This window comes from Acidaminococcus sp. AM05-11, from assembly GCF_003472805.1.
GTDB classification, from domain to species: domain Bacteria; phylum Bacillota; class Negativicutes; order Acidaminococcales; family Acidaminococcaceae; genus Acidaminococcus; species Acidaminococcus hominis.
This window is the reverse complement of record NZ_QRMX01000007.1, coordinates 29,401-53,588: the sequence shown is the minus strand read 5'-3', so window position 1 is coordinate 53,588 and position 24,188 is coordinate 29,401. Positions and strand designations below refer to the sequence as shown.

The following is a 24,188-nucleotide window of genomic DNA, read 5'->3' as shown; positions in this document are numbered from 1 at the left end:
CCTTCTTTCTTTGCTTAGAGATAAGGGAAAGGACCGGGAAGCCAGCATCCCTAGCTCCCGGTCCTCAAGAGTCCTGCTACAGCAGGGCGTTCACTTTTTCAGCGGTTTCTTTCAAAGCATCTGCAGCGGATTCCTTACCGCTCAAGATTACATCTCGCACGTCGATCAGCAGCTGTTCCGCTTTCAGACCGTTGGCACCAGGGAAGCTGGCCCATTTAACCAGGTCAGGCATAGTGGACAGGGCGTTTTGGATGTTCTTGTTGCCGTCAATGACTTTCTTGAAGGCGGAACCTTCAGCATCCATGCCTTTGCGGGGCGGCAGGTAGCCGGTACCGGTGCTCCATTTGGTCAGGGCTTCCTTGGATTCCAGGAATTTGATGAATTCCCAGGCTGCTTTTTGCTTGGCAGGATCCTTGGAGAAGCACATCAGGAAGTTGCCGCCGGCAGGTACCTTGCGGGCTTTGCCGTCAAATACGGGGAAGGGTTCGGCAATGACCTTGAAGTTGGCGCTCTTTTCAAAGTTGGCCCGTTTGCCGATGGTGGTGCAGACCATGCCCACCTTGCCACTGATAAAGGCCTGGAAGCCTTCTTCGTTGGTGGCGTGGAGGCCGCTGCCGTTTTTCACCATATCTGCCAGCAGCTGGTAGGCTTGGGCAGCTTCGGGGCTGTCAAAGGCAGCGCGGACTTTGCCGTTTTCCTTCTTCAGCATTTGGCCGCCGTTGGATTCGATGAGCGCCTGCTGGGCCCAGTTGTCGGCGTATTCCTGCATGAAGAAGCCAGGGTCGCCGGTCTTTTCTTTAATGATGGCGGCGTCTTTGGCCACTTCCGACCAGGTCTTGGGCGGGTTGTTGGGGTCAAGGCCGGCTTTTTGGAACAGATCCGGGTTGATGTAGAGCACGGGCACGGATACGGAGTAGGGCAGACCAATCTGTTTGCCGCTTTCCGTTTGGGCCAGGGCCAGCACGTTGGGCAGGAAGTTTTCCTGGAGGTAGCCCTTGTCGTACTTGTTGGCCAGTTCGTTGATATCCGTGTACTTCAGGTTATCGTTGGCGTAGTTCAAATAGCTGTAGCCCATTTGGACCACGTCCGGGTTTTTGCCGGAAGCCAGGGCTGCCTGGAGATTCTGGGTCAGGCCCTTGTACATATCCGGATTGTATTTTTCGGTGACTTCAATATCCGGGTGGGATTTGTTGAATTCTTCCACCAGCTGTTTCACGGTTTGTCCGCCGAAGTTTTCGGCAGCCACATGCCAGTATTCAATTTTGACTTTCTTGTCAGCCGAGCCGCCGGTGCCTGCTTGGGAGCCGCAGCCCATAATGCCCAGGGACAGTACCCCTGCCAGGGCCAAGGCCAACGTTTTGGATAATTTCATAGTGTTCCTCCTGTGAAATGGTTTTTGTTTTGTCACAAAGCCAGTATAAAAAGTTCATGTATGAAACCTGTGCACAGGGGGTAAAATTCCCGTAAAATTTCACTAGATTGAAAATTCCAAAGCGTCCTGCTATAATAAATAAAAATATGAGATAATTTTTAGCGGCATATAACGGAAACTGTTGGGAGGTTAGTCATATGAAACAACATAAATTTTGGGCTTGGGCCACCTGTTTTGCCTTTGTGATGACCATGGTAACGGGAATGAAAAGAAAATAATGCAGCAAAGGACTGACGCAGGCTAGCACCCAGCGCAGTCCTTTTGTTTCTGAAAGGAGTCTTAACCATGCCTTGTACAACCTTACTGGTAGGAAAGAATGTAAGCTATGACGGGTCCACCCTGATGGCCCGGAACGAGGATTCCCCCAGCGGGCAATTTACCCCCAAAAAATTCATTACGGTGCTGCCCGAGGAGCAGCCCAAGGAATACCATGCCGTACTGTCCAAAGTGGTGATTCCCCTGCCGGATAACCCCCTGCGCTATACGGCCATGCCCAATGCCCAGAATAACGAAGGGATTTGGGGCGAAGCCGGCATCAACGCCTGCAACGTGGCCATGAGCGAAACGGAAACCATTACTTCCAATCCCCGGGTGCTGGGAGCGGACCCCCTGGTCAAGGACGGCATCGGGGAAGAAGACCTGCTGACACTTGTCCTGCCCTATATCCGCACGGCCCGGGAAGGGGTGTTGCGGCTGGGGAAGCTGCTGGAAACCTACGGCACCTATGAAATGAACGGCATTGGCTTCCAGGACGTGAACGAAATCTGGTGGCTGGAAAGCATCGGCGGCCATCATTGGATTGCCAAACGGGTACCCGATGATGAGGTGGTAGTCATGCCAAACCAGCAGGGCATCGACTATTTTGACCTGTGCGACGCCTTTGGGGAGCAGAAGGAACACCTGTGTTCCCAGGATCTGCTGAGCTTTATTACGGAAAACCACCTGGACCTGACCCTGAACGAGGAACGGGACGTGCCACTGGCCAAGGATACGGTGTTTGATTGCCGGCTGGCCTTTGGCAGCCACGATGATGCGGACCATACCTACAATACCCCCAGAGCCTGGTTCATGCTCCGGTATCTGGCCCCCTTCAGCTACAAATGGGAAGGGCCCGACGCCATTTTCCGCCCGGAAGATGACGACCTGCCCTGGTCCCTGGTCCCCGACCGGAAAGTGACCGTGGAAGACGTAAAATACCTGCTCAGCAGCCATTACCAGGGCACCCCTTACGACCCCTATGGCCGGGGCAGCGAAGCCCAGAAGGGCAAATACCGGCCTATCGGCATCAACCGCACCAACTTTGTGGCCCTGACCCAGCTGCGGCCCTATATGCCGCCGGAAAAAATGGCCGTGGAATGGATTGCCGAAGGCTGCAACGTGTACAATGCCTTCGTGCCCTTCTACGCCAATGTGGACCGGACCCCGGAATACCTGTCCCAAACCGGCGAGCTGCCCGATACCCACGAGTTTTATTGGGCCAACCGGCTGATCGGCGCCCTGGCAGATAGCCACCATGCGGCCACCGCCAGCGCCATTGAACGCTACCAGAACGCCGTAGCGGCCAAGGGCCGTGCCCTGCTCCAGGAAGGGGATAAGGCGGACCTGCCGGCGGACGGCGTCAGCGAAGCCCTGGCCCAGTGGAACGACAAAATTGCCTCCATGGCCCAGGAAGAAACCCAGAAAGCCCTGGGCAAGGTCCTGTACGAAGCCAGTAACGGCATGAAAAACAGCTTTGCCCGTTCCGACGCCTAAGCAAACAGCAAAATAGACGCAAAAAAGCCTTCAAGTTCCAGCCCGGTGCTGGAGCCTGAAGGCTTTTTCATTAATCCAGGTCGTCGTCCTTATTTTCTTTCTGTTTTTCTACCTTGGGACAGGTAATGTCAATCAGTAGTTCAATCATATGGTGGAGCAGCCGGACTTCTTCGGTATTGGCTGCCTTGTAGTAGGTTTCCTTGCCCGAACGGCGGCTGACAATCAGGCCTTTTTCCCGGAGCAGCCGCAAATGGTGGGACAGGGCAGGACTGCTCATGTGCATCAGGGCCGACAGATTGATGACGCATTCCTCAAAATGGCACAGGAACCAGAATAACTTGATGCGATTGTTGTCGGATAAACAGCCAAACAGTGTGGAGACAGCAGAAAAATTGGCTTGGTCCGGCAGGTCCTTCAAAACGTAATTGAGATTTTCACCGTGATCATGAGGCAGAGCTTCCATGCATATCTTCATCCCTTCGCTTTGATAATGGATTTGTCAGTATTCATTATACCATAATATCGTATGTTTTCTGAAAATAGCTAAAAAGAATTTTTTTCGCCGGAAGGGAAGTGCTAACAAACATTATCTTGGGTTTTTTCATCCTAACTGTGGACAGGTCCCCAGGTTCGTCCTATAATGGAAACAATGCGGAGATTCTTTATTTACACAGGGGGACTGTACATGCTGTTAAAAGATTTACAGATTGGAGAATCTGGAATCGTACGAAAAATAAATCTTCCCTTTCAGGTGGAACGGCGGCTGCAAGCCTTGGGCATGACCCCGGGCACCCAGATCAGCGTCATCAACCGGAAGGGCAAGGGCATTATGATTATCCTGCTGCGGGGCACCCGGTTTGCCCTGGGCTACAATATGACCCGGAACATTACCGTGGAAAAGGGGGCTGCACCCCATGTCTAAACACGAAAACCTGACCATTGGGTTCATCGGCAACCCCAACTGCGGCAAAACCACCCTGTTCAACGCCTATACCGGCGCCAATCTAAAGGTGGCCAACTGGCCCGGGGTAACCGTAGAGAAGGTGGAGGGCGCCATCCGCCACCACAACATGAACATCCGGCTGGTGGACCTGCCTGGGACCTACAGCCTGACCTCCTATACCATGGAAGAAATCGTTTCCCGGGACTTTATCCTCAGCGATGAAGTGGACGTGGTCATCAATGTGGTGGATGCCTCTGCCCTGGAGCGGAGCCTGTACCTGACCCTTCAGCTGCTGGAACTGGGCAAGCCCGTGGTGATGGCCCTGAATATGATGGATATTGTAGAAAAGCGGGGCATGGAAATCGACCTGCACCGGTTGCCGGAAATGCTGGGCATTCCGGTAATTCCCGTTTCGGCCCGGAAGCGTCGGGGCCTGGACGTACTGCTGCACGCAGCGGCCCACCATAAGGACGCCAAGTCCACGGACCCCTTGATCCACAACCACAAGGCCATGGGCAGCCATGTGCTGAACCACAAGGAATACGCCATGGTGTATTCGGATTCCATCGAGGATCGGATTGACCAGGTGGAAGCGGCCCTGGAGGCCCGCTATCCCGAACTGGTGAACAAGCGGTGGCACGCTATTAAGCTTCTGGAGCGGGACAAGGAAATCTGGAAGCGCTGTCCGGTGGACCTGCCGGAGGTGCTGGACAAGAACTACGAAACCCAGATTATCAAGGAAAAATACGATTTCATTGAAGAAATCATTCGGGAAGTGCTGCTCCATAAGGAGGAGCGGGACAAGCTCACCGACCGGCTGGACAAGGTGCTCACGGACAATATCTGGGGCATTCCCGTGTTCCTGCTGATTATGGGGCTGGTGTTCTTCCTGACCTTTACGGTGGGCGACTGGCTGAAGGGGTATCTGGAAGCCGCCATTGGCTGGTTCAGCGACGGCCTGGCCGCCCAACTGGCTGCCTGGCAGGTCAACGCAGCCCTGACCAGCCTGATTATCGACGGGGCCCTGGGAGGCGTGGGCATCATCGTTACCTTCCTGCCCAACATCCTGATTTTGTTCCTGACCCTGGGCTTTTTGGAAGACAGCGGCTACATGGCCCGGGTAGCCTACGTGATGGAAGGCATCATGAGCAAGGTGGGGCTGTCCGGCAAGGCCTTTATCCCCATGCTGCTGGGCTTTGGCTGCACCGTGCCGGCGGTCATGGCCTCCCGGAGTCTGGAACACAAGCGGGACCGGTTGAAGGTTATCCTGGTAACGCCTTTTATGAGCTGCAACGCCCGGCTCACCATCTATATCCTGTTTTCCGAAATGTTCTTCGGGAACCGGGCCATGCTGGTGGCCTATTCCATGTATATGATTGGCCTTTTGGTGGCCATTCTGGTATCCCTGGTTATCCACTGGACGGATAAGGCCCGGCACAAGGACAAGGACGACTACCTGCTCATCGAGCTGCCGGAGTACAAGATGCCGGACCTGCGTACCGTGTGCATCTACGTGGAAGATAAGGTGAAAAGCTACCTGGAAAAGGCCGGCACCACCATCTTCCTGGCTACGCTGCTTATCTGGTTTGTGCTGAACTTTGGCCCCAGCGGCTATACCACCGACGCGGCCCAAAGCTACGGCGCCGTCCTAGGCCACTGGCTGGTACCGGTGTTCCGGCCCATCGGCCTGGGCTTCTGGCAGATTACCCTAGCACTGCTGGCCGGGATTTCCGCCAAGGAAGTGGTGGTTTCCAGCTGTGCCGTGCTTTTTGGCATTACCAATACGGGCTCCGGGGAAGGGCTGGGAGCCTTTGCTCAGGCCCTGGGGGGCATCGGCTTTACCTCCATCAACGCCCTGTGCCTGATGGTGTTCTGCCTTTTGTACGTGCCCTGTGCGGCGGCCCTGGCTACCATCCAGAAAGAAACCGGCAGCTGGAAATGGACCGCAGAAGAAGCCCTGTTCCAGCTGGCTGTGGCCTGGGGGTTCACCTTCCTGTGCTACCATTTGCTGCTGTTATTCTAGCTTTTGTTAAAAACTAAACAGTTTATTCTAAAAGAGGGATTTGGGACAACTTGTTCCAAGTCCCTCTTGACTATTCTCTGAAAATGGCGTATAAAGTAGGTAGAAACAATTAAAGAAATTTTTAATCGTTATTTCGGAGGAGGAACCCATTATGAAAAAGACTTATGCAATCAAAGCGGACTGCGCCAACTGTGCAGCCAAAATGGAAGAAACCGTTAAGCAAACTGCTGGTGTGACCGATGCTGTGGTGAATTATATGCTGCTGAAACTGAAGGTTACTTTTGCCGAAGGGGCAGATCCAAAAGCAGTAATGGCCCAAGCTCGAACCAATGTTCGGAAGATTGATGACGAGCTGGATATTGATTGTTAACAGCGTTACGATTAAATAAAACATTAATGGTAGGTGAGAATTATGGAGAAGGAGCACCAGGTGATGGTGGCCCGGATTGGGGCAGCCGCTCTGCTTACTGCGGTGGGCAGTTTCTTCCTGGGGGATTTGTCCGGACCCGGTCTGGACACAGGTTCTCGGGTGCTGCACGCGCTGCCCTATGTGCTGGGTTACATCATCATTTCCTATGATATTTTGCGCAAGGCCTGGCGAAACATCCGCAAGGGGCAGGTCTTTGACGAAAACTTTTTGATGGCTATAGCCAGTTTGGGGGCCTTGGGCCTGGCCATTTATGAAAACGGGGACTACGCGGAAGCCGTGGCCGTTATGCTGTTTTATCAAATTGGAGAAACCTTTGAAGATTATGCCGTGGACAAAAGCCGGCGCAATATCAGCGAGCTGATGGATATCCGGCCGGATTACGCCAATATTGAAAAGGACGGCAAGCTGGTTCAGGTGGACCCCGAGGACGTGGCCCCGGGTACCCGGATTGTTGTTCAGCCCGGGGAAAAGGTGCCCATTGACGGCGTGGTAGAGGCCGGTACTTCCTCCCTGGACACCGCAGCCCTTACCGGTGAAAGCCTGCCCCGTCAGGTGGCCCCCGGGGACGAAGTGGTCAGCGGCTGCATCAACCTGAATGGGGTGCTGACGGTAACCACCAGCAAGGACTTTGGCGAATCCACCGTCAGCAAGATTTTGGAATTGGTGGAAGACGCCGGTTCCCGGAAGGCCAAGTCGGAGGTCTTTATTTCCAAATTCGCCCGGGTCTACACCCCGGTGGTCTGCGGCAGTGCCCTGGCACTGTTCCTTTTGCCGCCTCTGGTACGGGTGGCGTTTTTGGACCTGCCTCCTTCCTGGGAAACTTGGCTGTACCGGTCCCTGCTGTTCTTGGTTATCAGCTGCCCCTGCGCCCTGGTACTGAGCATTCCGCTAAGCTTCTTTGCCGGAATTGGGGGCGCCAGCCGGCAGGGCATTCTAATTAAGGGTGCCAACTACATGGAAACCCTGGCCAATACGGCCTATGTGGTTATGGATAAGACCGGGACCCTGACGGAAGGGGTCTTTGAAGTCTGCGGCATCCACCATACACCCCTGGAAAAGAAACAGGTGGTGGAACTGGCCGCCCTGGCCGAAAGCGCCTCCTCCCATCCCATCAGCAAAAGCCTTCAGAAGGCCTACGGACGGGAACTGGACCGGAGCCGGGTGAAAAACATCCAGGAGCTCAGCGGCAAAGGGGTCCTGGCAGAAGTGGACGGACACCAGATTGCAGCCGGCAACGGCAAGCTCATGGAACAATTGGGAGTTTCCTATATGGATTGCCATATGGTGGGCACCCTGGTGCATCTGGCTGTGGACGGCAAGTACGCCGGTCATATCCTCATTGCAGACAAGATTAAACCCCACGCGGCGCTGGCCATCGACAAGCTGAAGGAAGCTGGGGTGAAGGCGGTCATCATGCTCACCGGGGATTCCCGCAAGATTGCCGACGCTGTGGCTCAGCAACTGGGCATCCAAAAGGTGTACAGCGAGCTGCTTCCTGCCGGCAAGGTGGAAAAGGTGGAAGAACTGATTCAAAAGAAGAACCCCAAGGACAAGGTAGCCTTTGTGGGGGACGGCATCAACGACGCTCCGGTGCTTTCCCTGGCGGATATTGGCATTGCCATGGGGGCCCTGGGCTCCGATGCAGCCATTGAGGCTGCAGATGTGGTGCTGATGGACGACGATCCCTTGAAAATCAGCAAAGCCATTCGGATTGCCCGGAAGTGCGTGAGCATTGTGTACCAGAACATCGTACTTGCCATCGGCATCAAGGTTGTGGCCCTGATTTTGGGCGCCTTGGGGGTTATCAATATGTGGGTGGCCATTTTCGCCGATACCGGCGTTTTGATTTTGGCCGTGCTGAACGCCATGCGGTGTTTATTCGTAAAAGAAGCATAAAAATACAGTGGATGGGTTAATGCCTGTCCACTGTATTTTTTTGCCCTAAATGGTAAAAAACGGTGAAAAAGTGTGAATAAACGGGGATAATTTCCCTTTGTTAAGAAATTTTTTTTCGGAATTGAGAGAGCTTTTTGAGAGAAAACGGAAAAATAATTTTGCAAAAATATACCATTTTAGGAAATTTGTGCTATAATAGGGCTACTTTCATTTCAATAAAGAAATTACAGAGGCAAGGGGTGTGTACCATGTTTAAAGTATTTATCGACGGACAAGAAGGAACTACAGGCCTGCGCCTGGCTGAGCGCCTGGCCCGCCGCAGCGATATCAAACTGCTGTCCATTGACAGCGCCCTGCGGAAGAATACCCAGGCACGGCTGGAAAAAATCAGCCAGGCGGACGTGGCCTTCCTGTGCCTGCCCGATGCGGCTTCCAAGGAAATTGTGGAGGCTGCCAAGGACTGCCCCACCAAAATCATTGATACCTCTACGGCCTTCCGCTGCAGCGACGGCTGGGCCTATGGTTTCCCGGAATTGGGCCATGCCTACGCCAGTGCCGTTGCCAATAGTTCCCGCATTGCCAATCCGGGCTGCCACGCCACTGGCTCCATTGCCGTTTTGGCGCCCCTGGTGGCTGCTGGGCTGATTCCCGCTGACGGGCTGTATACCCTGACTTCCCTTACCGGGTATTCCGGCGGGGGCAAAAAGATGATTGCCGAGTACGAAAATCTCCACGATCCGGAACTGGACGCTCCCCGGCTGTACGGGCTGAACCAGAAGCACAAGCACCTGCCGGAAATTGCCAAATACGCCAAACTCACCACGGCACCCATTTTCCTGCCCATTGTGGCACCCTACTACAGCGGCATGCTGGTTACCGCCGGCTTTGCCAACACCCAGGGCCTGCCCCTGGCCGCCCTGCGGAAGCTGTTTGCTGACTTTTACGGCAAGCAGCCTTTCATTCAGGTGCAGACCAGTGAAGAACTGCCCAAGATGCTGGGTTCCAACAACCTGGCCGGTAAGGATTCCCTGAAAATCTACATTGCCGGCAATGAAGAGCGGTTCACTGTGTCCGCCCAGTTTGACAACCTGGGGAAGGGGGCCAGCGGCGCCGCCATTGAAAACATGAATATTGCTCTGGGGCTTGCCCCGGAAGAAGGCCTGGATTTATAAGCGCCAAGCCGTGAGCAGGACCGTTTCCTTTGCAGCAGCAGGGAAATGGTCCTGTTTTTGTTCCAGTTGCAACATAATTGCTGAATTTTATAATAATTATATGTATTGTTAAAATGGTAAGAGGAAAAATAGAAAAAAATTCTAAAAAAACCTCTTGCATTCGGCAGAAAAACTGCTATAATAAAGGTCGTAAAGGATAATAAATATCAAAAACGATTCCTTTCAAATCTATGTATAGTGTTGAAGGTCTATGTATAGAGCTGAAGGGAACCAAAAAATTAGGGGAGGCTTATATTATGAAAAAATTCATTTGTAGAGTGTGCGGTTACATTTATGAAGGTGAAGAAGCTCCGGAAAAGTGCCCTCAATGCGGCGCTCCTAAAGACAAATTCGATGAAATGAAAGACGGCGTTAAGGAATACGCTGACGAACATAAAGTTGGCGTAGCCAAAGGCGTTGATGAAAGAGTTCTGGAAGGCCTGCGTCAAAACTTCACTGGTGAATGCTCCGAAGTTGGTATGTACCTGGCTATGTCCCGTGTAGCCGATCGTGAAGGCTATCCGGAAGTTGCAGAAGCTTATAAACGCATCGCTTTTGAAGAAGCAGAACACGCTTCCAAGTTCGCTGAACTGTTGGGCGAAGTCGTTACCGACAGCACCAAGAAGAACCTGGAAATGAGAGCTGCTGCAGAACAAGGCGCTTGCGCTGGCAAGAAAGAAATCGCTACCTTGGCTAAACAACTGGGCTACGATGCCATCCATGATACGGTTCATGAAATGTGCAAAGACGAAGCTCGCCATGGTCGTGTATTCGATGGCCTGCTGGCTCGTTACTTCAGCAAATAAGCCTTCCCGGCTTTGCAAAAAAGTCTCTGTCCTCCTGAGTGGGGACAGGGATTTTTTTTGCCTTATTGGGACCTGAGGAAGTTTCCTCCCTTTTCCTTCAAGCGATTTCCGCCCCCATGCAGGGATTTGGACCTGTGTGCCGTAAAAGAATAGAAGAAGGCTTTTATGCGTTACAGGTCACAGCGGGAAGAAGGGAAGGGTATGGGAAACTTTGGCATCGCATTTAACGCAGTAGCGCCTCTTTTGCTTTTTATGCTGGCGGGACTGTTTGCCCGGCACCAGCTGCACTTGGGGGACCGGGCCGTGTCGGAACTGAACCGGCTGCTGTTTGGGGTGTTCCTGCCGGCCAATATGTTTGCGTCCGTGTACTTTACCCAGGCTTCCCAGCTGATTACCCCCAGCTTTATCCTGTACGGGGTCCTGTCCCTTTTGGCCGTCTACTGTCTGGGCTACTTTCTGGTGGTCCGTTTTGTAAAAAGCAACCGGAAACGGGGTGCCATGATCCAGGCCATCTACCGGAGCAATTTTATCCTTTTGGGGGTGCCCCTGATTGAGAATATCTACGGGGCCGACGCCGTGCCCGTACCCATGATGCTGGCAGCCTTTGTGGTGCCCATCTACAACGTGCTGGCCATCTTTACCCTGGAGCGTTTTCGCAGCGATACCCCGGACATCCGGCCGGGACACATCTTGGCCGGAGTCCTGCACAATCCCATGGTTATCGGGGCCATTCTGGGCCTTTGCTGCAAGCTGCTGCCTTTTGACCTGCCGGCCCTGGTGGAAAAATGCATTCACCAGCTGGCGTCCGTGACCACGCCTTTCGCCCTGGTGGTGCTGGGGGCTTCCTTTACCCTCCAGGGAGCCTACAGCGAGCTGAAGGAAGTGACCATCAGTGTGGTGGCCCGGCTGGTGCTGGCGCCGCTTTTGGTGGTAGGCGCGGGGCTTGCCCTGGGCTTTCGGGGCATTGAACTGGCCAGCCTTCTGGCCATGTCCGGGACGCCCGTTGCTGTGGCTTCCTTTGCCATGGCCCAGCAGATGGGCAGCGATGGGGAACTGGCTGGGGATACGGTGATCTTTTCCTGCGCCTTTTCCTTTATTACCCTGTTTTTGTGGATTTATGGCCTTCAGGCCCTGGGCGCACTCTAGGACTCCTGGAGGGGGGCAATAGGCTGGCTTTTCTCCCTGGCAGGTTTTGGCAAAATCCGGACTCATCAGTCAGAAAACTGACTCTATAGTTCCTTTGTTGAACAAAATGAGAAGGAAAAGTCAGAAAACTGTCAAATATTGTCCCAAAATCCCTATGGAAAGCCGGGGATTATTTACCTTTTTCGGAATTTGTGATAATCTTAAAAATTGAAGTGTATACCAATTGCCAAGGAGGCTTAACGTATGGGAAATTTTGTGGTTGCCTTAAATGCCGTAGCCCCCTTGCTGCTTTTCATGCTGGTGGGACTCTTTGCCCGGCACGCTTTTCATTTTACGGACAAATCCGTATCCACGTTTAACAAGCTTTTATTTGGACTGTTCCTGCCCTCCACCATGTTTTCCTCGGTGTATTTTACCAAGGCGGAAACCATGGCGGCCCCGGCCTTTATCGCTTATGGGTTCTGCTCCGTGTTGGCGGTGGCTTTTCTGGCCTATCTGGTAGTAACCCATTTCGTCAAGGATGACAAGAAACGGGGAGCCATGATCCAGGCCATCTACCGGAGCAATTTTATCCTTTTGGGGGTTCCTCTGGTAGAAAATATCTATGGGCCAGAAGCCGTAGCCGTACCCATGCTGCTGGCGGCCTTTGTGGTGCCCCTGTACAATGTACTGGCAGTCATTATCCTGGAGACCTTCCGGGGCGGCAAAAGCACCCTGACCTTCAAAAAGCTGGTCAAGGGGGTCCTGACCAATCCCATGATTGTAGGCGCTCTCCTGGGCCTTTTCTGCCGACTTTTGCCCTTTCCCCTGCCGGCCATGGTGGTGAAATGCGTCAAACAGATGGCAGCTACTACCACGCCCCTGGCCCTGGTGATTCTGGGAATTTCCTTTACGGTCCAGGCGGTGTTGGGAGAACTCCGCTATTTGGTCATTACCATTTTTAGCAGACTGGTACTGGCGCCCCTTTTGGTGGTGGGCGTAGCCATTGCCCTGGGCCTTAGAGGCGTGGAACTGGCAACCCTGATCGGCATGGCGGCTACCCCCTGTGCGGTGGCGTCCTTTGCCATGGCCCAGCAGATGGACAGTGATGGGCAGCTGGCAGGAAACTGCGTAATCTTTTCTACAGCAATTTCATTTGTTACCATGTTCTTCTGGATTTTGGCGGTCCAGAGCATGGGACTCCTGTAAGCAGGAATATTTTGTATGATGGAGTGAACGGTATGGTCAAAATCAATCAATCCCTTTCCAAGGAAAAACGCATCTTGAAGGCGGCGGAAACGGTCTTTTCCAAAAAAGGCGGCTATTCCCAGGCCACCCTGGATGAAGTCATCAAAATAGCCGACACGGGCAAGGGAACTGTATACAAGTATTACCAAAACAAGGAAAACCTGTTCTATACCCTGATTAGTGAAAAAAGCAGACGATTTTCCGCTTCTTTGGAAAAAGCCTACAAGGACAATGCTTCCTTTAAAGACCAGATGACCCAGTACGCTTATACCTGCATCAAATTCTTTACCAAGCAGGAAGTGCTGTGGTCCGTGCTGCTGTTTGAAGTGCTCAACGAGCAGGGGGGCTGGCGCCTGTTGTGGGATGATACTCTCCAGGATTACAAAGTGGAAATCCGTTGGGGCAAGGGCCCTTCAGAGCAGGAAGTAGCCGTGAAAAAGCGCTACGCCGAGCTGCTGCGAGCAGAAATCATGCCCCTGCGCCAAATCCTTCATGATGCCATTGCGGCAGGCTTTATCAAACCCATTGCCAATCTGCCCATGATGACGGAAAACTTCTTCTTCTCTCTGGTGATGCTGGTGTTCCAGCATACTGTGAACCCCGAAAATATGGAAAAATCCGTGGACGAGATGCTCAATCGTTTCCTCTACGGCCATTGGCTTGGCAGCACTGCCCCTGAAGAAACGGGGACAGGAAAGACCAGCAAATAGACTGGTAAAATGTAAGCAATCCCAAAAGAAAAGCAGTCCAGCTACAGGAAAATCTGTAGCTAGACTGCTTTTTTGCGTATAGGAAAACTTTTTGTTTAGACCTGGGTACCTTTTTTCCGCAGGGCATCCATGGACGCTTCCAGACCCTTGATGGTCATGGGGAACATATCCACCCGCTTGCGGATTTGGGCCAGGGTGTAGTAGTACCGCCAGTTCACTTCTCGCATGGGATTTAGCCAAATGGAGGCGGGGTACAGCTGCAGCAGTTCCTCCAGCCAGGAAATCCCCGGGCGGTTGTTGCCCTGGATGTAGTCGATATTGCCGTTCACATCCATGAGTTCTTCTTCCCCCATCCGGGCGTCGCCTACGATGATTACCTGGTAGCCATTTTTGTACTGGTGGAAAACCCATTCGGTGTCAATCCGGTTTTCCCAGGCGCAGTCGGGCTTGGTGAACAGGTAGTCGTAGAAGATGTTGTGGAAGTAGAAAATCTTCAGGTCCTTGAACTGGTTGTTCTTGGTTACGGCCTGAAACAGCCGCCGGCACAAATCCGCAAACCCCCACATGGAACCGCCGCTGTCCATGAGCAGCAGCAGCCGGGTCTGGTTTTTTCGGGGCCGTTTGTAGATTACGTCCAGCAGCCCGCCCCGGTTGGAGGTGGCCTTAATGGTTTCGTCAATATCCAGCTCGTCCTTGGGCTGTTCATTTTGGCTGGAAAGCCGGCGCAGCTTGCGCAGGGCTACCTGGAACTGCCGGATGTCCAGCACCGTATCATCCCGGAAATCCCGGAAATGCCGCTCCTGGGCAATGGAAAAGGCGCTGTGCCAGGTGCCCTTGCCCATAATCCGGATGCCCTTGGGAGCGTAGCCTGAATGGCCAAAGGCCGTCTGGCCCCCGGTACCCACCCAGGTGGTGCCGCCATTGTGCTGCTCCTTTTGCAGCTTGAACCGCTCCTCCAATAGGTCATTGATTTCCTCTTTGGTAAATTGGTTCCAGATCCGGTCCACTTCTTCCTTGTTGTAGGGCGTGGCGGGGGCAGCTTTTTCCAGCCACTTTTCAAAAGCCTCCGGGATAATGCCCAAATCCACCAGATTTTGGAAATACGCCGTAAAAGCCTGGTCAAAGCGGTCGTAATCTGTTTCCTTTTTGATTAAGGTGGTGCGGGCCAGATAATAGAACTCGGTAAAGCTGTTCTGGTGCAGTCCCAGGCGCAAAGCCTCCAAAAACGTATCCCATTCAATCAGACTTACTTTGACACCATAAGACCGCAGCTGGTAAAAGAAGTCCGTAAACATATCAGTACCCCGCCCTTTGAAGGTCCTCGGTTTTCTTCAGCAGTACGCCAATGTAGGGCAGCTTCTCATTCAGTTTGTCTGCCGGCACGCCGCCGATGAGCAGGGCCTGGATCCAGTCCAGCAGCTCCGCCGTGCTGGGCTTTTTGTTGATGTCCGGCAGTTTGCGCAGCTTGTAGAAGGCAGCGGTGGCGCTCTCCAGCAGATCTTCTGCCAGGGTGGGGAACTTGGCTAGGACAATTTCCCGCATGGTGTCCGGCTCCGGGAAGGCAATGTAATGGAAAATGCAGCGGCGCAGGAATGCGTCGGGCAGCTCTTTTTCCGCATTGGAGGTAATGATGACAATGGGCTTATGAATGGCTTTCACCGTTTCCTTGGTTTCCGGAATGTAAAATTCCATTTTATCCAGTTCCCAGAGCAGGTCGTTGGGGAACTCCAGGTCCGCCTTGTCAATTTCGTCAATGAGCAGCACCGCCTGTTTCTGGGATTGGAAAGCTTCCCCCAGTTTGCCCAAATGAATGTAGCGGCTGATATCGTCCACGCCGGCTGTGCCAAATTGGCTGTCGTACAGCCGCTGTACCGCATCGTACAGGTACAGGCCGTCCTGGGCCTTGGTGGTGGATTTGATGCTCCAAATGTACAGGGGCAGCTCCAGGGCCTTGGCCACTTCTTCGGCCAGAACAGTTTTTCCGGTGCCGGGTTCCCCCTTGACCAGCAGCGGTTTCCCCAGGGCAGCTGCAATATTCACACTGCGCAGCAAATCTTCCGACGCAATATAGGTAGAGGTTCCTTTAAATTCCTTCATAACTAAACTCCTTTGAAATATACAGAATTATCTCCATTATAGCATGGAGCGCCGGTGATTTACAGATGGGCAACGGAGAACCTTTGCGGGCGAGGCTTGCATGGGCAGTTTAACCAGGTAAAATACAGCCGCCTCTGAAAGTTTTAGCATTTACACCTTCTGGCAGAAATATCCTCAAGTCCTTGAAAATTTATGCTCCTGACCCAAAGAAAATTTGCCTCAATTGCATTTAACAGGAACTAGTTTTTACGAAATTTGCATATTGAAAGAACATATGTTCGTTTGTTATACTATAGGCAATGGGCGTGGTGGTGCAGAACGCTTCCAGCTACACAATGTATCCTTTTTCAGGCTGGGGAACCTACGCCCTTCTTCCAACAGCCGGGAAACCGCATTTTCCTGCTGACCCCGGAATCCCACGCTGCCAGGCACGGCATAGGTCAACCAAGGCAAAATTACCTATATTGACTATCATATATTGGAATGATTTGTTATAATAAAGGGATTAGAAATGTATAAACTTGCGTTTGAGGAGAAGGTCCTATGAACGAAGAAAATGAAAATCTAACGCCCCCCATTGATGGGGATCCGGACCAGGAGGATATGGGTGCCATCAAGGTAGCCGACGAGGTTCTGAGCATTGTGGCAGGACTGGCGGCTTCCGAGGTCACCGGAGTCTACGGCATGAGCGGCGGTATCCGGGAAGGGCTTACGGATATGCTGGGCAAGCAGAACTTTTCCAAGGGCATCAAGGTCTATACGGAAGGGCATACCGTCCGGGTGGAAGTCCATGTGATCATTACCTATGGCTACAACATTCCCGATGTGGCCATTAAGCTTCAGGAAAAGGTCAAAGAGGCCGTGGAAAACATGACCGGCTATGAAGTCACCGGCGTGGACGTCCATGTGGAAGGGGTCCGCAAGAAAGAAGAAAAGCCGTTCTCCGACAAGGATTATACAGATGAACTGGTAAAGAAGTGGGAAGAACCTCCTGCTGAGCCGGCAGCCCTGCCGGAGTCCGCAGAAGGGGCAGCCAAAGAAAATAGTACTGAGGCACCGGCTCCCCAGCAGGAAGCCCCAGCGCCCCAGGCAGCTGCCACTCCCGAAACAGAAAAGGCCAAAACTGCTGAAGGCGGGACTCCGGAGGTAGAACCATGAGCATACTGGATCGGATTATCTTAACCCTTTATACCTGCATTATGGCCGTAGTGGCCGTTTTGGTGGTGGTGGTCAGCGTCAACGGGATTCCCGTGGCGGACCTGATGGATTTTGCCGCCCAGGTGCCGGGCCGCATTGAGTATACGGTGGGCGGCCTGGTGCTGTTTTTGGTGAGCATCCGCCTGATTGTGGCCAGCTGGAGCCCCGGCGGCAGCAACGACCTGACCTTTGAAAACGACCGGGAAGGGGTCATCCATGTGAGCCAAGGAGCCATGGAAGACTACATTGCCGGCTTTACCAATGATGTGTACGGGGTGTTCGGCGCCAAGGTCCGGGTCAAGATGGCCAAGGATAACCAGCTGAATGTGCGGATCAACGCTTCCATTGAGCCGGGCATCAACATTCCCGATACCACCGACGAAGTGAAGCGCACCGTCAAAAAGAACATCAAGAATGTAATCGGCGTGGATGTGGCCGATGTAGCACTCTATTTTAAGCATATCAAGGCGAAGGAATAGGGGGTTCACTATGTGGCAGGAAATCCTGAAAAAATTGTTTGAAACCTCCCGCTGGCGGATTATTTGCGCTTTCACCGGACTGGTGGTAGGCGTATTATTCATCCTGTTGGGATTTTTCCGGGCGGTATTTTTATTGTTTTGTATCGGCCTGGGATTTTATATTGGAAACAAAATGGACGAAGGCGAGGATCTGGTGGATTTGCTGGATAACCTGCTGCCGCCCTATCGCAAATAGAATAGAAAAGAACCGGAGAGAAAGAAATGAGCAGAAGAGACGCACGTACCATTGCCTTAAAGAGTTTATTTGCCCTGGATTTTGACCAGGAGAAGACAGAACAAACCGCAGCCGAAACCGTGGCTTCCTTGGCCACTGAAGAAGAATTTGCCAAGGTAGGCAAGAAGGACAGAGCCTATGCCCTGGCCCTGGTGGAAGGCACGGAAAAAAATCAGGCTGCCATTGATGCAGAGCTGGAATCCCTGTCCGGGAACTGGAAAGTGGAGCGCATGAGCGCCATTGACCGGAACCTGCTGCGGATTGCCGCTTATGAAATCCTCTATGCTCCGGAGCCCGTACCGGCCGCAGTGGCCATCAACGAGGCTGTGGAACTGGCCAAAGCCTACGGCGGAGATGATTCCCCGTCCTTTATCAACGGCCTGTTGGGACACCTGGTGAAAAAACATGGTGCCTGAGGAAGCCGTGCTGGGTATAGATACCAGCTGTTATACCACTTCTGTGGCTGTTCTCAGCCTGGAAGGAAAGCTGCTTGCCGATGAGCGCCGGCTGCTGAAGGTAAAACCCGGCAGACGGGGGCTCGCCCAATCGGAAATGGTCTTTCAGCATACCCGCAACCTTCCTGAATTAATTGAAAAAATCAATCTGGCCGGCATATCTCTTAAAGCGATCGGAGTCTCGGAAAGACCCCGGCCGCTGGAAGAATCCTATATGCCGGCCTTTCTGGCAGGCTTGGGAACCGCCAGAAGCCTGGCCCATCTGCTGGGACTGCCCCTTTATACCACTACCCACCAGCATAACCATATGTATGCCGGCCTGTGGTCCGTGGGGCAGGAGGCTCCGGAACGGTTCCTGCTGGTGCATATTTCCGGGGGAACCACGGATATGCTCCTGGCCGAAAAGACCCCGGAAGGGGAAGTGCGGCTGACCCCGGAGGGCACCAGCATTGACCTGCACGCCGGTCAGTTCATTGACCGGGTGGGGGTGGCCCTGGGCCTTGCCTTTCCCGCCGGTGCTGCCCTGGAAAAGCTGGCCGAAACGGCGGCTAAGGCCTATCCGCTGCCCGTTTGGACCAAGGAGTCCCAGCTGAGCCTGTCCGGTCCCTGCACCAAGGCCCTTAGGGCTGCCCAGCAGGGGGCAGACCCGGCGGAGCTGGCCCTGGGAGTGGAAACGGCCATTGGCCAGGGCCTTGGCAAGGTGCTGGGCTATTTGTGCGGGAAGTACAACGTAACCAAGGTACTTCTGGCCGGCGGGGTCAGCGCCAACGGGGAAATCCGCCGGCAGGTGGGCAGCGCCTTGACCAAACAAGGCTGCCAGCTGTGGGCGCCGGAGCCCCGCTATAGTGTGGACGGTGCCGTGGGCACCGCTTGGTATACGGCCCAAAAGGAGGGACGGAAGCCATGATTTTTGGCAAAATCTATACAGTTACGGAAGTCAACAAGATTGTCAAAGGTCTGATCCATGAGGAACCGGAATTTGCCAATCTCCAGATTCAGGGGGAAGTGTCCAACTTCCGCCAGTATCCTTCCGGCCACTGTTATTTCAATTTAAAAGACGACCGGGGCCTTTTAAAGGCCGTGATGTTTGCCGGGGCTGCCCGGCGTCTGAAGGCCCTGCCCAAAAACGGGGATCAGGTCATGGGCGTTGGCCGCATTGACCTATACGAACGGGACGGGGTCTACCAATTTTACGTAGATATGCTGATGCCCCTGGGGGCTGGCAATCTGATGGCAGCCTTTGAGGAATTAAAGCAGAAGCTTTCCGCCGAAGGTCTGTTTGACCCGGAGAAAAAGCGCCCCCTGCCGGCCCATCCGGAAGTGGTGGGGGTCATTACCTCCTCTGCTGGAGCAGCGGTCCGGGATATTATCAACGTAGCCGGCCGCCGGGACCCGGGGGTCAAAATCCGGCTTTACCCGGTAAAGGTCCAGGGTACGGAAGCCCCCGAAGAAATTGTCCGGGGCATCCGCTTCATGAACCGGCACAAACTGGCCGACGTATTGATTGTGGGCCGGGGCGGCGGGTCCATGGAAGACCTGTGGGCCTTTAACGACGAGCGGGTGGTCCGGGCCATTGCGGCCTCCCAGATTCCTGTGGTTTCCGCAGTGGGCCACGAAATTGACTTTACCCTCAGTGACTTTGCCGCGGACCTTAGGGCGCCCACCCCGTCTGCAGCAGCAGAGCTGGCGGTGCCGGAACGCACCGGGGACCGGGAAAAGCTCCAGAACCTGACCAGACGTCTGGAACGCCAGGTCACCAGTGCCCTGGACCAGTGGGAAAACAGATTTCTGCGGGCTGCCCAGTCCCGGGTGCTGCGCCATCCGGAGGGACTGCTGAAAGACCAGCAGGAGCGGCTGGAACGGGCCGCTGCTTCCTGGGTGTTTACCCGGCCGGAACGGCTGTGGGAAAACAAAAGCCGGCAGCTGGAACGGCTGCAAAGCTCCTGGACCTTGCGGGAACCGGAGCGGCTGTGGGAAGACCAGAGCCAGCAGCTTGATATGCTGCTCCAGCGGCTCCAGGCTTCGGCCAAACAAGCCCTGGAAATCCGGCAGCACCGGTGGGAAGTGGTAAGTTCCAAGCTGGAAGCCCTGAGCCCTTATGCGGTGCTCCAGCGGGGCTACTCGTTAACTGAAACTGACAAGGGCCAGGTTATCCGGTCCATCTCCCAGGTAGAGCCGGGCAGCCGGCTGGTTACCCATGTGGCAGATGGTACCGTGGTATCCACGGCTCAGGAGATACAGGAGAAAAAGGAAGGACAATAAACCATGGTGAGAAAAAAAGCAGAAACCCCGTCCTTTGAAGAGGGACTGAAACGGCTGGAAACCATTGTAGAACAACTGGAAAGCGGCGAACTGCCCCTGGAAGAAACCCTGGCCCTGTTCAAGGAAGGCATGGGGCTCAGCAAGCAGTGTGCAGGCCAGCTGCAGCAGGCCCAGCAGGATGTGAAGAAAATCGTGGAAGACGGCAAGGACGACTTTTCCTTAGCCCTTTTCCCGGAGGAGAAAGAATAATGGAACTGAAAAGTTATTTGGCAGAGCGGGGCAAACTGGTAGGGGACTACCTGCACCAGCGTCTGGGCCAGGGGAGCATCTCCCCGGTAGATGAAGCCATGGAATATTCCGTGGAAGCAGGCGGCAAGCGGCTGCGGCCTATTTTGATGATGGCAGCGGCCGATGCAGCAGGCGCCGACGGCACCAAGTTTTTGCCGGTGGCCTCCGCCCTGGAAATGATTCATACCTATTCCCTGATCCACGATGACCTGCCCTCCATGGACAACGACGACTACCGCCGGGGCCGGCTCACCAACCACAAGGTGTACGGGGACGCCATGGCGCTGCTGGCCGGGGACGGCCTTTTGACCCAGGCCTTTGAAGTCATGCTGGAACAGCCAGGCGTAGACCCTGCGGTCCTTTTGAAAGTTGTCCGGCTGGTGGCCCACTGCGCTGGCCCTGTAGGCATGGTAGGGGGGCAAGCTTTGGATATTACCTCCGAAGACAAGCACCTGTCCGCCGCCGAAATGAAACAGCTCCATGAAGCCAAAACCGGTGCCCTGTTTGTGGCAGCGGTCCGGGGCGGGGCCCTGCTGGCCGGAGCTGATGCCAAGACCCTGGAAGACCTGACCCATTTTGCCAAACTCTTTGGCCTGGCCTTCCAGATTACCGACGATATCCTGGATGTGGTAGGGGACGCAGCCGTTATGGGCAAGCCCAAGGGCTCCGATGAGAAGCTGCATAAATCCACCTACGTATCCTTGTATTCCTTAGAAAAAGCCCGGGAAATGGCTGCAGAAACCCTGCGCGAAGCCGAAGCAGTACTGGCTCCCTACGGGGAAAAGGCCGAAGTACTGTTAGAAATCACCCGGTATCTATACAATCGCAAGAAGTAAGTGAGAGAGGACAGGTGTTAATGAGCTTACTAGAAACCATTCACACACCGTCAGACCTAAAAAAAGTACCTGTGAACAAACTACCCCAGCTGTGCCAGGAAATCCGTGACCTGCTGATCCAGGTGACCTCCAAAAACGGCGGCCATCTGGCCCCCAACCTGGGGGTGGTGGAGCTTACCGTAGCCCTGCACCGGGTGTTTTCCATGCCCCGGGACAAGCTTGTCTGGGACGTAGGCCACCAATCCTACGTCCACAAGATTCTCACCGGGCGTCAGGACGCGTTTTCCACCCTGCGCCAGTACGGGGGCCTCTGCGGCTTTCCCAAGCGCACGGAGAGCGAATATGACTGCTTTGGCACCGGCCACTCCAGCACCTCCATTTCGGCGGCTCTGGGGATTGCCTGTGCCAGGGATCTGGCAGGGGACGACTACAACGTGATTGCCGTCATTGGCGACGGCGCCCTTACCGGCGGCGAAGCCATGGAAGGGCTGAACAATGTAGGGGATATGCACAAAAAGCTGATTGTCATCTTAAATGACAACGAAATGTCCATTTCCAAAAACGTAGGGGCGCTGTCCACCTATCTTATCGAGCTGCGCACGGACCCCAAATATTCCCGAGTGAAAGAAGACATCGAAGGGGTGCTGAAAAGCATACCCTCCATCGGGGATTCGGTGGCCCGGCTGGCAGCCCGGCTGAAGGACAGTTTCAAATACTTTTTTGTGCCCGGTATGCTGTTTGAGGACCTGGGCTTCAAGTACCTGGGTCCGGTGGACGGCCACGACCTGGCAGCCCTGACAGAAACCCTTGAAAAAGCCAAAAATCTGGATGAACCGGTGCTCATCCATGTAATTACCACCAAAGGAAAAGGGTACAAACCGGCGGAGCAGGAACCCAACCGGTTCCACGGCACCGGCCCCTTTGACATTGCCACCGGCAAGAAAATCGCCAAGGCGGGCACCCCCATTACCTATACCAAAGCCTTCAGCAACACCCTGGTGGAGCTGGGGGAAAAGGACAAGAAGCTGGTGGCCATTACGGCGGCCATGCCGGAAGGCACGGGCCTGGACGTGTTTGGCAAGTACTACCCGGACCGGTTCTTTGACGTGGGCATTGCCGAGCAGCACGCCGTCACCATGGCAGCAGGGCTGGCGGCCAATGGCTACCACCCGGTAACCGCTCTGTACTCCACCTTTGCCCAGCGGGCCTTTGACCAGCTGCTCCACGATGTGGCCATGCAGAACCTGCCCTTTATCCTATGCCTGGACCGGGCGGGACTGGTAGGGGACGACGGCGCCACCCACCACGGCAACTACGACCTTTCCTTTGTGTCCCTGCTGCCCAACTTTACGGTGATGGTACCCAAGGACGAAAACGAACTGCGGCATATGGTGAAAACCGCCGCGGCCATGAAAACCCCGGTGATGCTCCGGTATCCCAGGGGCGCCGGGCTGGGGGTGGATATTTCGGAACCCCTGCACACCCTGCCCCTTGGCAAAAGTGAGCGGCTGGCAGAAGGTACGGATCTGGATATCTGGGCCGTGGGCACCATGGTGGAAACTGCCCGGGAGGCCGCAGCAGAACTGGCCAAGCAGGGCATTTCCGCCGGGGTGGTGAACGCCCGGTTTGTGAAGCCCCTGGACCAGGAAGCACTGGTGAAAGCAGCCCAGCGGGTACCCCTTCTGGTTACCCTGGAAGAAAATGCCCTCCGGGGCGGCTTTGGCGCCGGAGTCCTGGACCTGCTGAACCGGCAGCAGCTGCTGAAGCGCTGCCAGGTGCTGAACCTGGGGATTCCCGACGTTTTTGTCACCCATGGCAAACGGGACCTGCTGCTCCGGGATTTGGGCCTGGATGTTCAAGGCGTTACCCAAACCCTGACAGAAGCCTGGGCAAATCTGAGAAAAGAGAAAGAGAAGCAATGAGTAAAGAACGACTGGATGTATTTTTGACCCGGGAAGGGTATTTTGAAACCCGCAGCAAGGCCCAGGCCGTAATCATGGCCGGCGAGGTCCTGGTCGACGACCAAAAGGTGGACAAGCCGGGAACCATGGTAAAGCCAGATGTGAAGATTACCCTTTTGGGCAAGAAAATGCCCTATGTAAGCCGGGGCGGCTACAAGCTGGCCAAGTCCCTGGAAGTATTTCCCATCGATTTGACGGACAAGGTTATCGCAGACCTGGGAGCTTCCACTGGGGGGTTTACAGACTGCGCCCTGCAAAACGGCGCCCGGAAGGTATTTGCCATTGACGTGGGCTACGGCCAATTGGCCTGGAAACTGCGCCAGGACCCCCGGGTGGTCAATCTGGAACGGACCAATGTCCGCTTTTTGGAAGAAGATTCCCTGGGAGAAAAGGTGGACGGCATTACCATAGATGTGGCCTTTATCTCCCTGGACAAGGTACTGCCCAGTGCCTATAAAATTTTAAAAGACGATGGCTTTCTCATTGCCCTGATCAAACCCCAGTTTGAAGCTGGCCGGGAGAAGGTGGGCAAGAAAGGGGTGGTCCGGGACCGGGCCGTCCACTTGGAGGTCATCGAAAAGGTGCTGGCCACCGCCCGGGAAATCGGGTTTGTGCCTTTGGGCCTGGATTTTTCACCCATCCGGGGACCGGAAGGCAATATAGAATATCTATTATATGCAGGAAAACAGGGGGAAGATGCTGTTACGGAAGACCGGATTCAGGCCGTGGTTGCAGCGTCCCATGACACCCTGGAAAAATGAGG

General features: G+C 54.4%; 24 protein-coding genes. 20 read left to right on the top strand and 4 right to left on the bottom strand.

Annotated elements, in window-relative coordinates:
* Positions 1–76: 76 nt before the first annotated feature.
* Positions 77–1,372 (bottom strand): ABC transporter substrate-binding protein, encoded by a 1,296-nt coding sequence (locus DW089_RS05690; protein WP_105327352.1) that lies wholly within the window; start codon positions 1,370–1,372, stop codon positions 77–79.
* 345 nt (positions 1,373–1,717) lie between these two features.
* Between DW089_RS05690 and DW089_RS05685 the strand changes: the two genes are divergently transcribed.
* The gene (locus DW089_RS05685; protein WP_105327353.1) at positions 1,718–3,184 is read left to right on the top strand and encodes a C69 family dipeptidase; all 1,467 of its coding nucleotides are present in this window, start codon (positions 1,718–1,720) and stop codon (positions 3,182–3,184) included.
* A gap of 70 nt (positions 3,185–3,254) precedes the next feature.
* On the opposite strand, the gene DW089_RS05680 is transcribed toward DW089_RS05685, so the two are convergent.
* Positions 3,255–3,647, bottom strand: a complete 393-nt coding sequence (locus DW089_RS05680) for a metalloregulator ArsR/SmtB family transcription factor (protein WP_118286920.1) — start codon at positions 3,645–3,647, stop codon at positions 3,255–3,257.
* 222 nt (positions 3,648–3,869) lie between these two features.
* On the opposite strand from DW089_RS05680, the gene DW089_RS05675 reads away from it, so the two are divergent.
* The 9 genes from DW089_RS05675 to DW089_RS05635 all read left to right on the top strand — a co-directional run bounded on the left by DW089_RS05675 (position 3,870) and on the right by DW089_RS05635 (position 13,576).
* Complete coding sequence (locus tag DW089_RS05675) at positions 3,870–4,106, top strand: FeoA family protein (protein WP_105327355.1); 237 nt, start codon at positions 3,870–3,872, stop codon at positions 4,104–4,106.
* Entirely contained in the window at positions 4,099–6,150 is a 2,052-nt protein-coding gene (feoB, locus tag DW089_RS05670) for a ferrous iron transport protein B (protein WP_118286919.1), read from the top strand. The genes DW089_RS05675 and feoB overlap by 8 nt, the downstream gene beginning before the upstream one ends.
* A 151-nt stretch (positions 6,151–6,301) precedes the next feature.
* Positions 6,302–6,520 (top strand): cation transporter, encoded by a 219-nt coding sequence (locus tag DW089_RS05665; protein ID WP_105327357.1) that lies wholly within the window; start codon positions 6,302–6,304, stop codon positions 6,518–6,520.
* A gap of 42 nt (positions 6,521–6,562) precedes the next feature.
* The gene (locus DW089_RS05660; protein ID WP_118286918.1) at positions 6,563–8,476 is read left to right on the top strand and encodes a heavy metal translocating P-type ATPase; all 1,914 of its coding nucleotides are present in this window, start codon (positions 6,563–6,565) and stop codon (positions 8,474–8,476) included.
* 248 nt (positions 8,477–8,724) lie between these two features.
* Positions 8,725–9,648: an N-acetyl-gamma-glutamyl-phosphate reductase gene (gene argC / locus DW089_RS05655; protein WP_105327359.1), complete on the top strand. Its 924-nt coding sequence runs from the start codon at positions 8,725–8,727 to the stop codon at positions 9,646–9,648.
* 296 nt (positions 9,649–9,944) lie between these two features.
* Entirely contained in the window at positions 9,945–10,493 is a 549-nt protein-coding gene (locus tag DW089_RS05650) for an NADH peroxidase (RefSeq protein WP_105327360.1), read from the top strand.
* Positions 10,494–10,694: 201 nt separating this feature from the next.
* A complete protein-coding gene (locus DW089_RS05645) occupies positions 10,695–11,639 on the top strand; it encodes an AEC family transporter (RefSeq protein WP_118286917.1) in 945 nt (314 codons plus the stop codon).
* A 243-nt stretch (positions 11,640–11,882) separates the two neighbouring features.
* Positions 11,883–12,827 (top strand): AEC family transporter, encoded by a 945-nt coding sequence (locus tag DW089_RS05640; protein WP_105327362.1) that lies wholly within the window; start codon positions 11,883–11,885, stop codon positions 12,825–12,827.
* A gap of 32 nt (positions 12,828–12,859) precedes the next feature.
* Complete coding sequence (locus tag DW089_RS05635; RefSeq protein WP_118286916.1) at positions 12,860–13,576, top strand: TetR/AcrR family transcriptional regulator; 717 nt, start codon at positions 12,860–12,862, stop codon at positions 13,574–13,576.
* Between the two features lie 95 nt (positions 13,577–13,671).
* On the opposite strand, the gene DW089_RS05630 is transcribed toward DW089_RS05635, so the two are convergent.
* Positions 13,672–14,871, bottom strand: coding sequence for a VWA domain-containing protein (locus tag DW089_RS05630; protein ID WP_105327364.1), 1,200 nt, complete (start codon positions 14,869–14,871; stop codon positions 13,672–13,674).
* 1 nt (position 14,872) lies between these two features.
* Positions 14,873–15,673 (bottom strand): MoxR family ATPase, encoded by an 801-nt coding sequence (locus tag DW089_RS05625; RefSeq protein ID WP_105327365.1) that lies wholly within the window; start codon positions 15,671–15,673, stop codon positions 14,873–14,875.
* Between the two features lie 543 nt (positions 15,674–16,216).
* Here DW089_RS05625 and DW089_RS05620 point away from each other — a divergent pair.
* Genes DW089_RS05620 through DW089_RS05575 form a run of 10 tightly spaced genes read left to right on the top strand, consistent with a single transcriptional unit; the run spans position 16,217 to position 24,186 of the window.
* Positions 16,217–16,831 carry an Asp23/Gls24 family envelope stress response protein gene (locus DW089_RS05620; protein WP_105327366.1) on the top strand — a complete coding sequence of 205 codons (615 nt, stop codon included), beginning with the start codon at positions 16,217–16,219 and terminating at the stop codon, positions 16,829–16,831.
* Positions 16,828–17,349 (top strand): alkaline shock response membrane anchor protein AmaP, encoded by a 522-nt coding sequence (gene amaP / locus DW089_RS05615; RefSeq protein WP_105327367.1) that lies wholly within the window; start codon positions 16,828–16,830, stop codon positions 17,347–17,349. The genes DW089_RS05620 and amaP overlap by 4 nt, the downstream gene beginning before the upstream one ends.
* Before the next feature lie 10 nt (positions 17,350–17,359).
* Positions 17,360–17,584 carry a DUF2273 domain-containing protein gene (locus DW089_RS05610; RefSeq protein ID WP_105327368.1) on the top strand — a complete coding sequence of 75 codons (225 nt, stop codon included), beginning with the start codon at positions 17,360–17,362 and terminating at the stop codon, positions 17,582–17,584.
* 26 nt (positions 17,585–17,610) lie between these two features.
* On the top strand, positions 17,611–18,039 hold the full coding sequence (gene nusB, locus DW089_RS05605; RefSeq protein ID WP_105327369.1) for a transcription antitermination factor NusB: 429 nt from the start codon (positions 17,611–17,613) through the stop codon (positions 18,037–18,039).
* Positions 18,040–18,046: 7 nt separating this feature from the next.
* Positions 18,047–18,985 (top strand): O-sialoglycoprotein endopeptidase, encoded by a 939-nt coding sequence (locus DW089_RS05600; protein ID WP_233547565.1) that lies wholly within the window; start codon positions 18,047–18,049, stop codon positions 18,983–18,985.
* Entirely contained in the window at positions 18,982–20,340 is a 1,359-nt protein-coding gene (gene xseA, locus DW089_RS05595) for an exodeoxyribonuclease VII large subunit (RefSeq protein WP_105327371.1), read from the top strand. The genes DW089_RS05600 and xseA overlap by 4 nt, the downstream gene beginning before the upstream one ends.
* 3 nt (positions 20,341–20,343) lie before the next feature.
* A complete protein-coding gene (gene xseB / locus DW089_RS05590; protein ID WP_105327372.1) occupies positions 20,344–20,589 on the top strand; it encodes an exodeoxyribonuclease VII small subunit in 246 nt (81 codons plus the stop codon).
* Entirely contained in the window at positions 20,589–21,464 is an 876-nt protein-coding gene (locus tag DW089_RS05585) for a polyprenyl synthetase family protein (RefSeq protein WP_105327373.1), read from the top strand. Before xseB ends, DW089_RS05585 begins: the two co-directional genes overlap by 1 nt.
* Before the next feature lie 20 nt (positions 21,465–21,484).
* Positions 21,485–23,386 (top strand): 1-deoxy-D-xylulose-5-phosphate synthase, encoded by a 1,902-nt coding sequence (dxs, locus tag DW089_RS05580; RefSeq protein WP_105327374.1) that lies wholly within the window; start codon positions 21,485–21,487, stop codon positions 23,384–23,386.
* Positions 23,383–24,186 carry a TlyA family RNA methyltransferase gene (locus DW089_RS05575; protein ID WP_105327375.1) on the top strand — a complete coding sequence of 268 codons (804 nt, stop codon included), beginning with the start codon at positions 23,383–23,385 and terminating at the stop codon, positions 24,184–24,186. Before dxs ends, DW089_RS05575 begins: the two co-directional genes overlap by 4 nt.
* The last annotated feature ends 2 nt before the right edge of the window (positions 24,187–24,188 follow it).

Bases quoted from the DNA above. Each gene is read 5' to 3' on its own strand.
- DW089_RS05575 (WP_105327375.1), top strand. From the start codon at position 23,383: ATGAGTAAAGAACGACTGGATGTATTTTTGACCCGGGAAGGGTATTTT.
- DW089_RS05645 (WP_118286917.1), top strand. From the start codon at position 10,695: ATGGGAAACTTTGGCATCGCATTTAACGCAGTAGCGCCTCTTTTGCTT.
- xseB (WP_105327372.1), top strand. From the start codon at position 20,344: ATGGTGAGAAAAAAAGCAGAAACCCCGTCCTTTGAAGAGGGACTGAAA.
- DW089_RS05685 (WP_105327353.1), top strand. From the start codon at position 1,718: ATGCCTTGTACAACCTTACTGGTAGGAAAGAATGTAAGCTATGACGGG.
- DW089_RS05585 (WP_105327373.1), top strand. From the start codon at position 20,589: ATGGAACTGAAAAGTTATTTGGCAGAGCGGGGCAAACTGGTAGGGGAC.
- DW089_RS05690 (WP_105327352.1), bottom strand. From the start codon at position 1,372: ATGAAATTATCCAAAACGTTGGCCTTGGCCCTGGCAGGGGTACTGTCC.
- DW089_RS05650 (WP_105327360.1), top strand. From the start codon at position 9,945: ATGAAAAAATTCATTTGTAGAGTGTGCGGTTACATTTATGAAGGTGAA.
- DW089_RS05665 (WP_105327357.1), top strand. From the start codon at position 6,302: ATGAAAAAGACTTATGCAATCAAAGCGGACTGCGCCAACTGTGCAGCC.
- amaP (WP_105327367.1), top strand. From the start codon at position 16,828: ATGAGCATACTGGATCGGATTATCTTAACCCTTTATACCTGCATTATG.
- argC (WP_105327359.1), top strand. From the start codon at position 8,725: ATGTTTAAAGTATTTATCGACGGACAAGAAGGAACTACAGGCCTGCGC.
- DW089_RS05610 (WP_105327368.1), top strand. From the start codon at position 17,360: ATGTGGCAGGAAATCCTGAAAAAATTGTTTGAAACCTCCCGCTGGCGG.
- DW089_RS05660 (WP_118286918.1), top strand. From the start codon at position 6,563: ATGGAGAAGGAGCACCAGGTGATGGTGGCCCGGATTGGGGCAGCCGCT.
- DW089_RS05680 (WP_118286920.1), bottom strand. From the start codon at position 3,647: ATGGAAGCTCTGCCTCATGATCACGGTGAAAATCTCAATTACGTTTTG.
- DW089_RS05675 (WP_105327355.1), top strand. From the start codon at position 3,870: ATGCTGTTAAAAGATTTACAGATTGGAGAATCTGGAATCGTACGAAAA.
- DW089_RS05640 (WP_105327362.1), top strand. From the start codon at position 11,883: ATGGGAAATTTTGTGGTTGCCTTAAATGCCGTAGCCCCCTTGCTGCTT.
- feoB (WP_118286919.1), top strand. From the start codon at position 4,099: ATGTCTAAACACGAAAACCTGACCATTGGGTTCATCGGCAACCCCAAC.
- nusB (WP_105327369.1), top strand. From the start codon at position 17,611: ATGAGCAGAAGAGACGCACGTACCATTGCCTTAAAGAGTTTATTTGCC.
- DW089_RS05635 (WP_118286916.1), top strand. From the start codon at position 12,860: ATGGTCAAAATCAATCAATCCCTTTCCAAGGAAAAACGCATCTTGAAG.
- dxs (WP_105327374.1), top strand. From the start codon at position 21,485: ATGAGCTTACTAGAAACCATTCACACACCGTCAGACCTAAAAAAAGTA.
- DW089_RS05620 (WP_105327366.1), top strand. From the start codon at position 16,217: ATGAACGAAGAAAATGAAAATCTAACGCCCCCCATTGATGGGGATCCG.
- xseA (WP_105327371.1), top strand. From the start codon at position 18,982: ATGATTTTTGGCAAAATCTATACAGTTACGGAAGTCAACAAGATTGTC.
- DW089_RS05630 (WP_105327364.1), bottom strand. From the start codon at position 14,871: ATGTTTACGGACTTCTTTTACCAGCTGCGGTCTTATGGTGTCAAAGTA.
- DW089_RS05625 (WP_105327365.1), bottom strand. From the start codon at position 15,673: ATGAAGGAATTTAAAGGAACCTCTACCTATATTGCGTCGGAAGATTTG.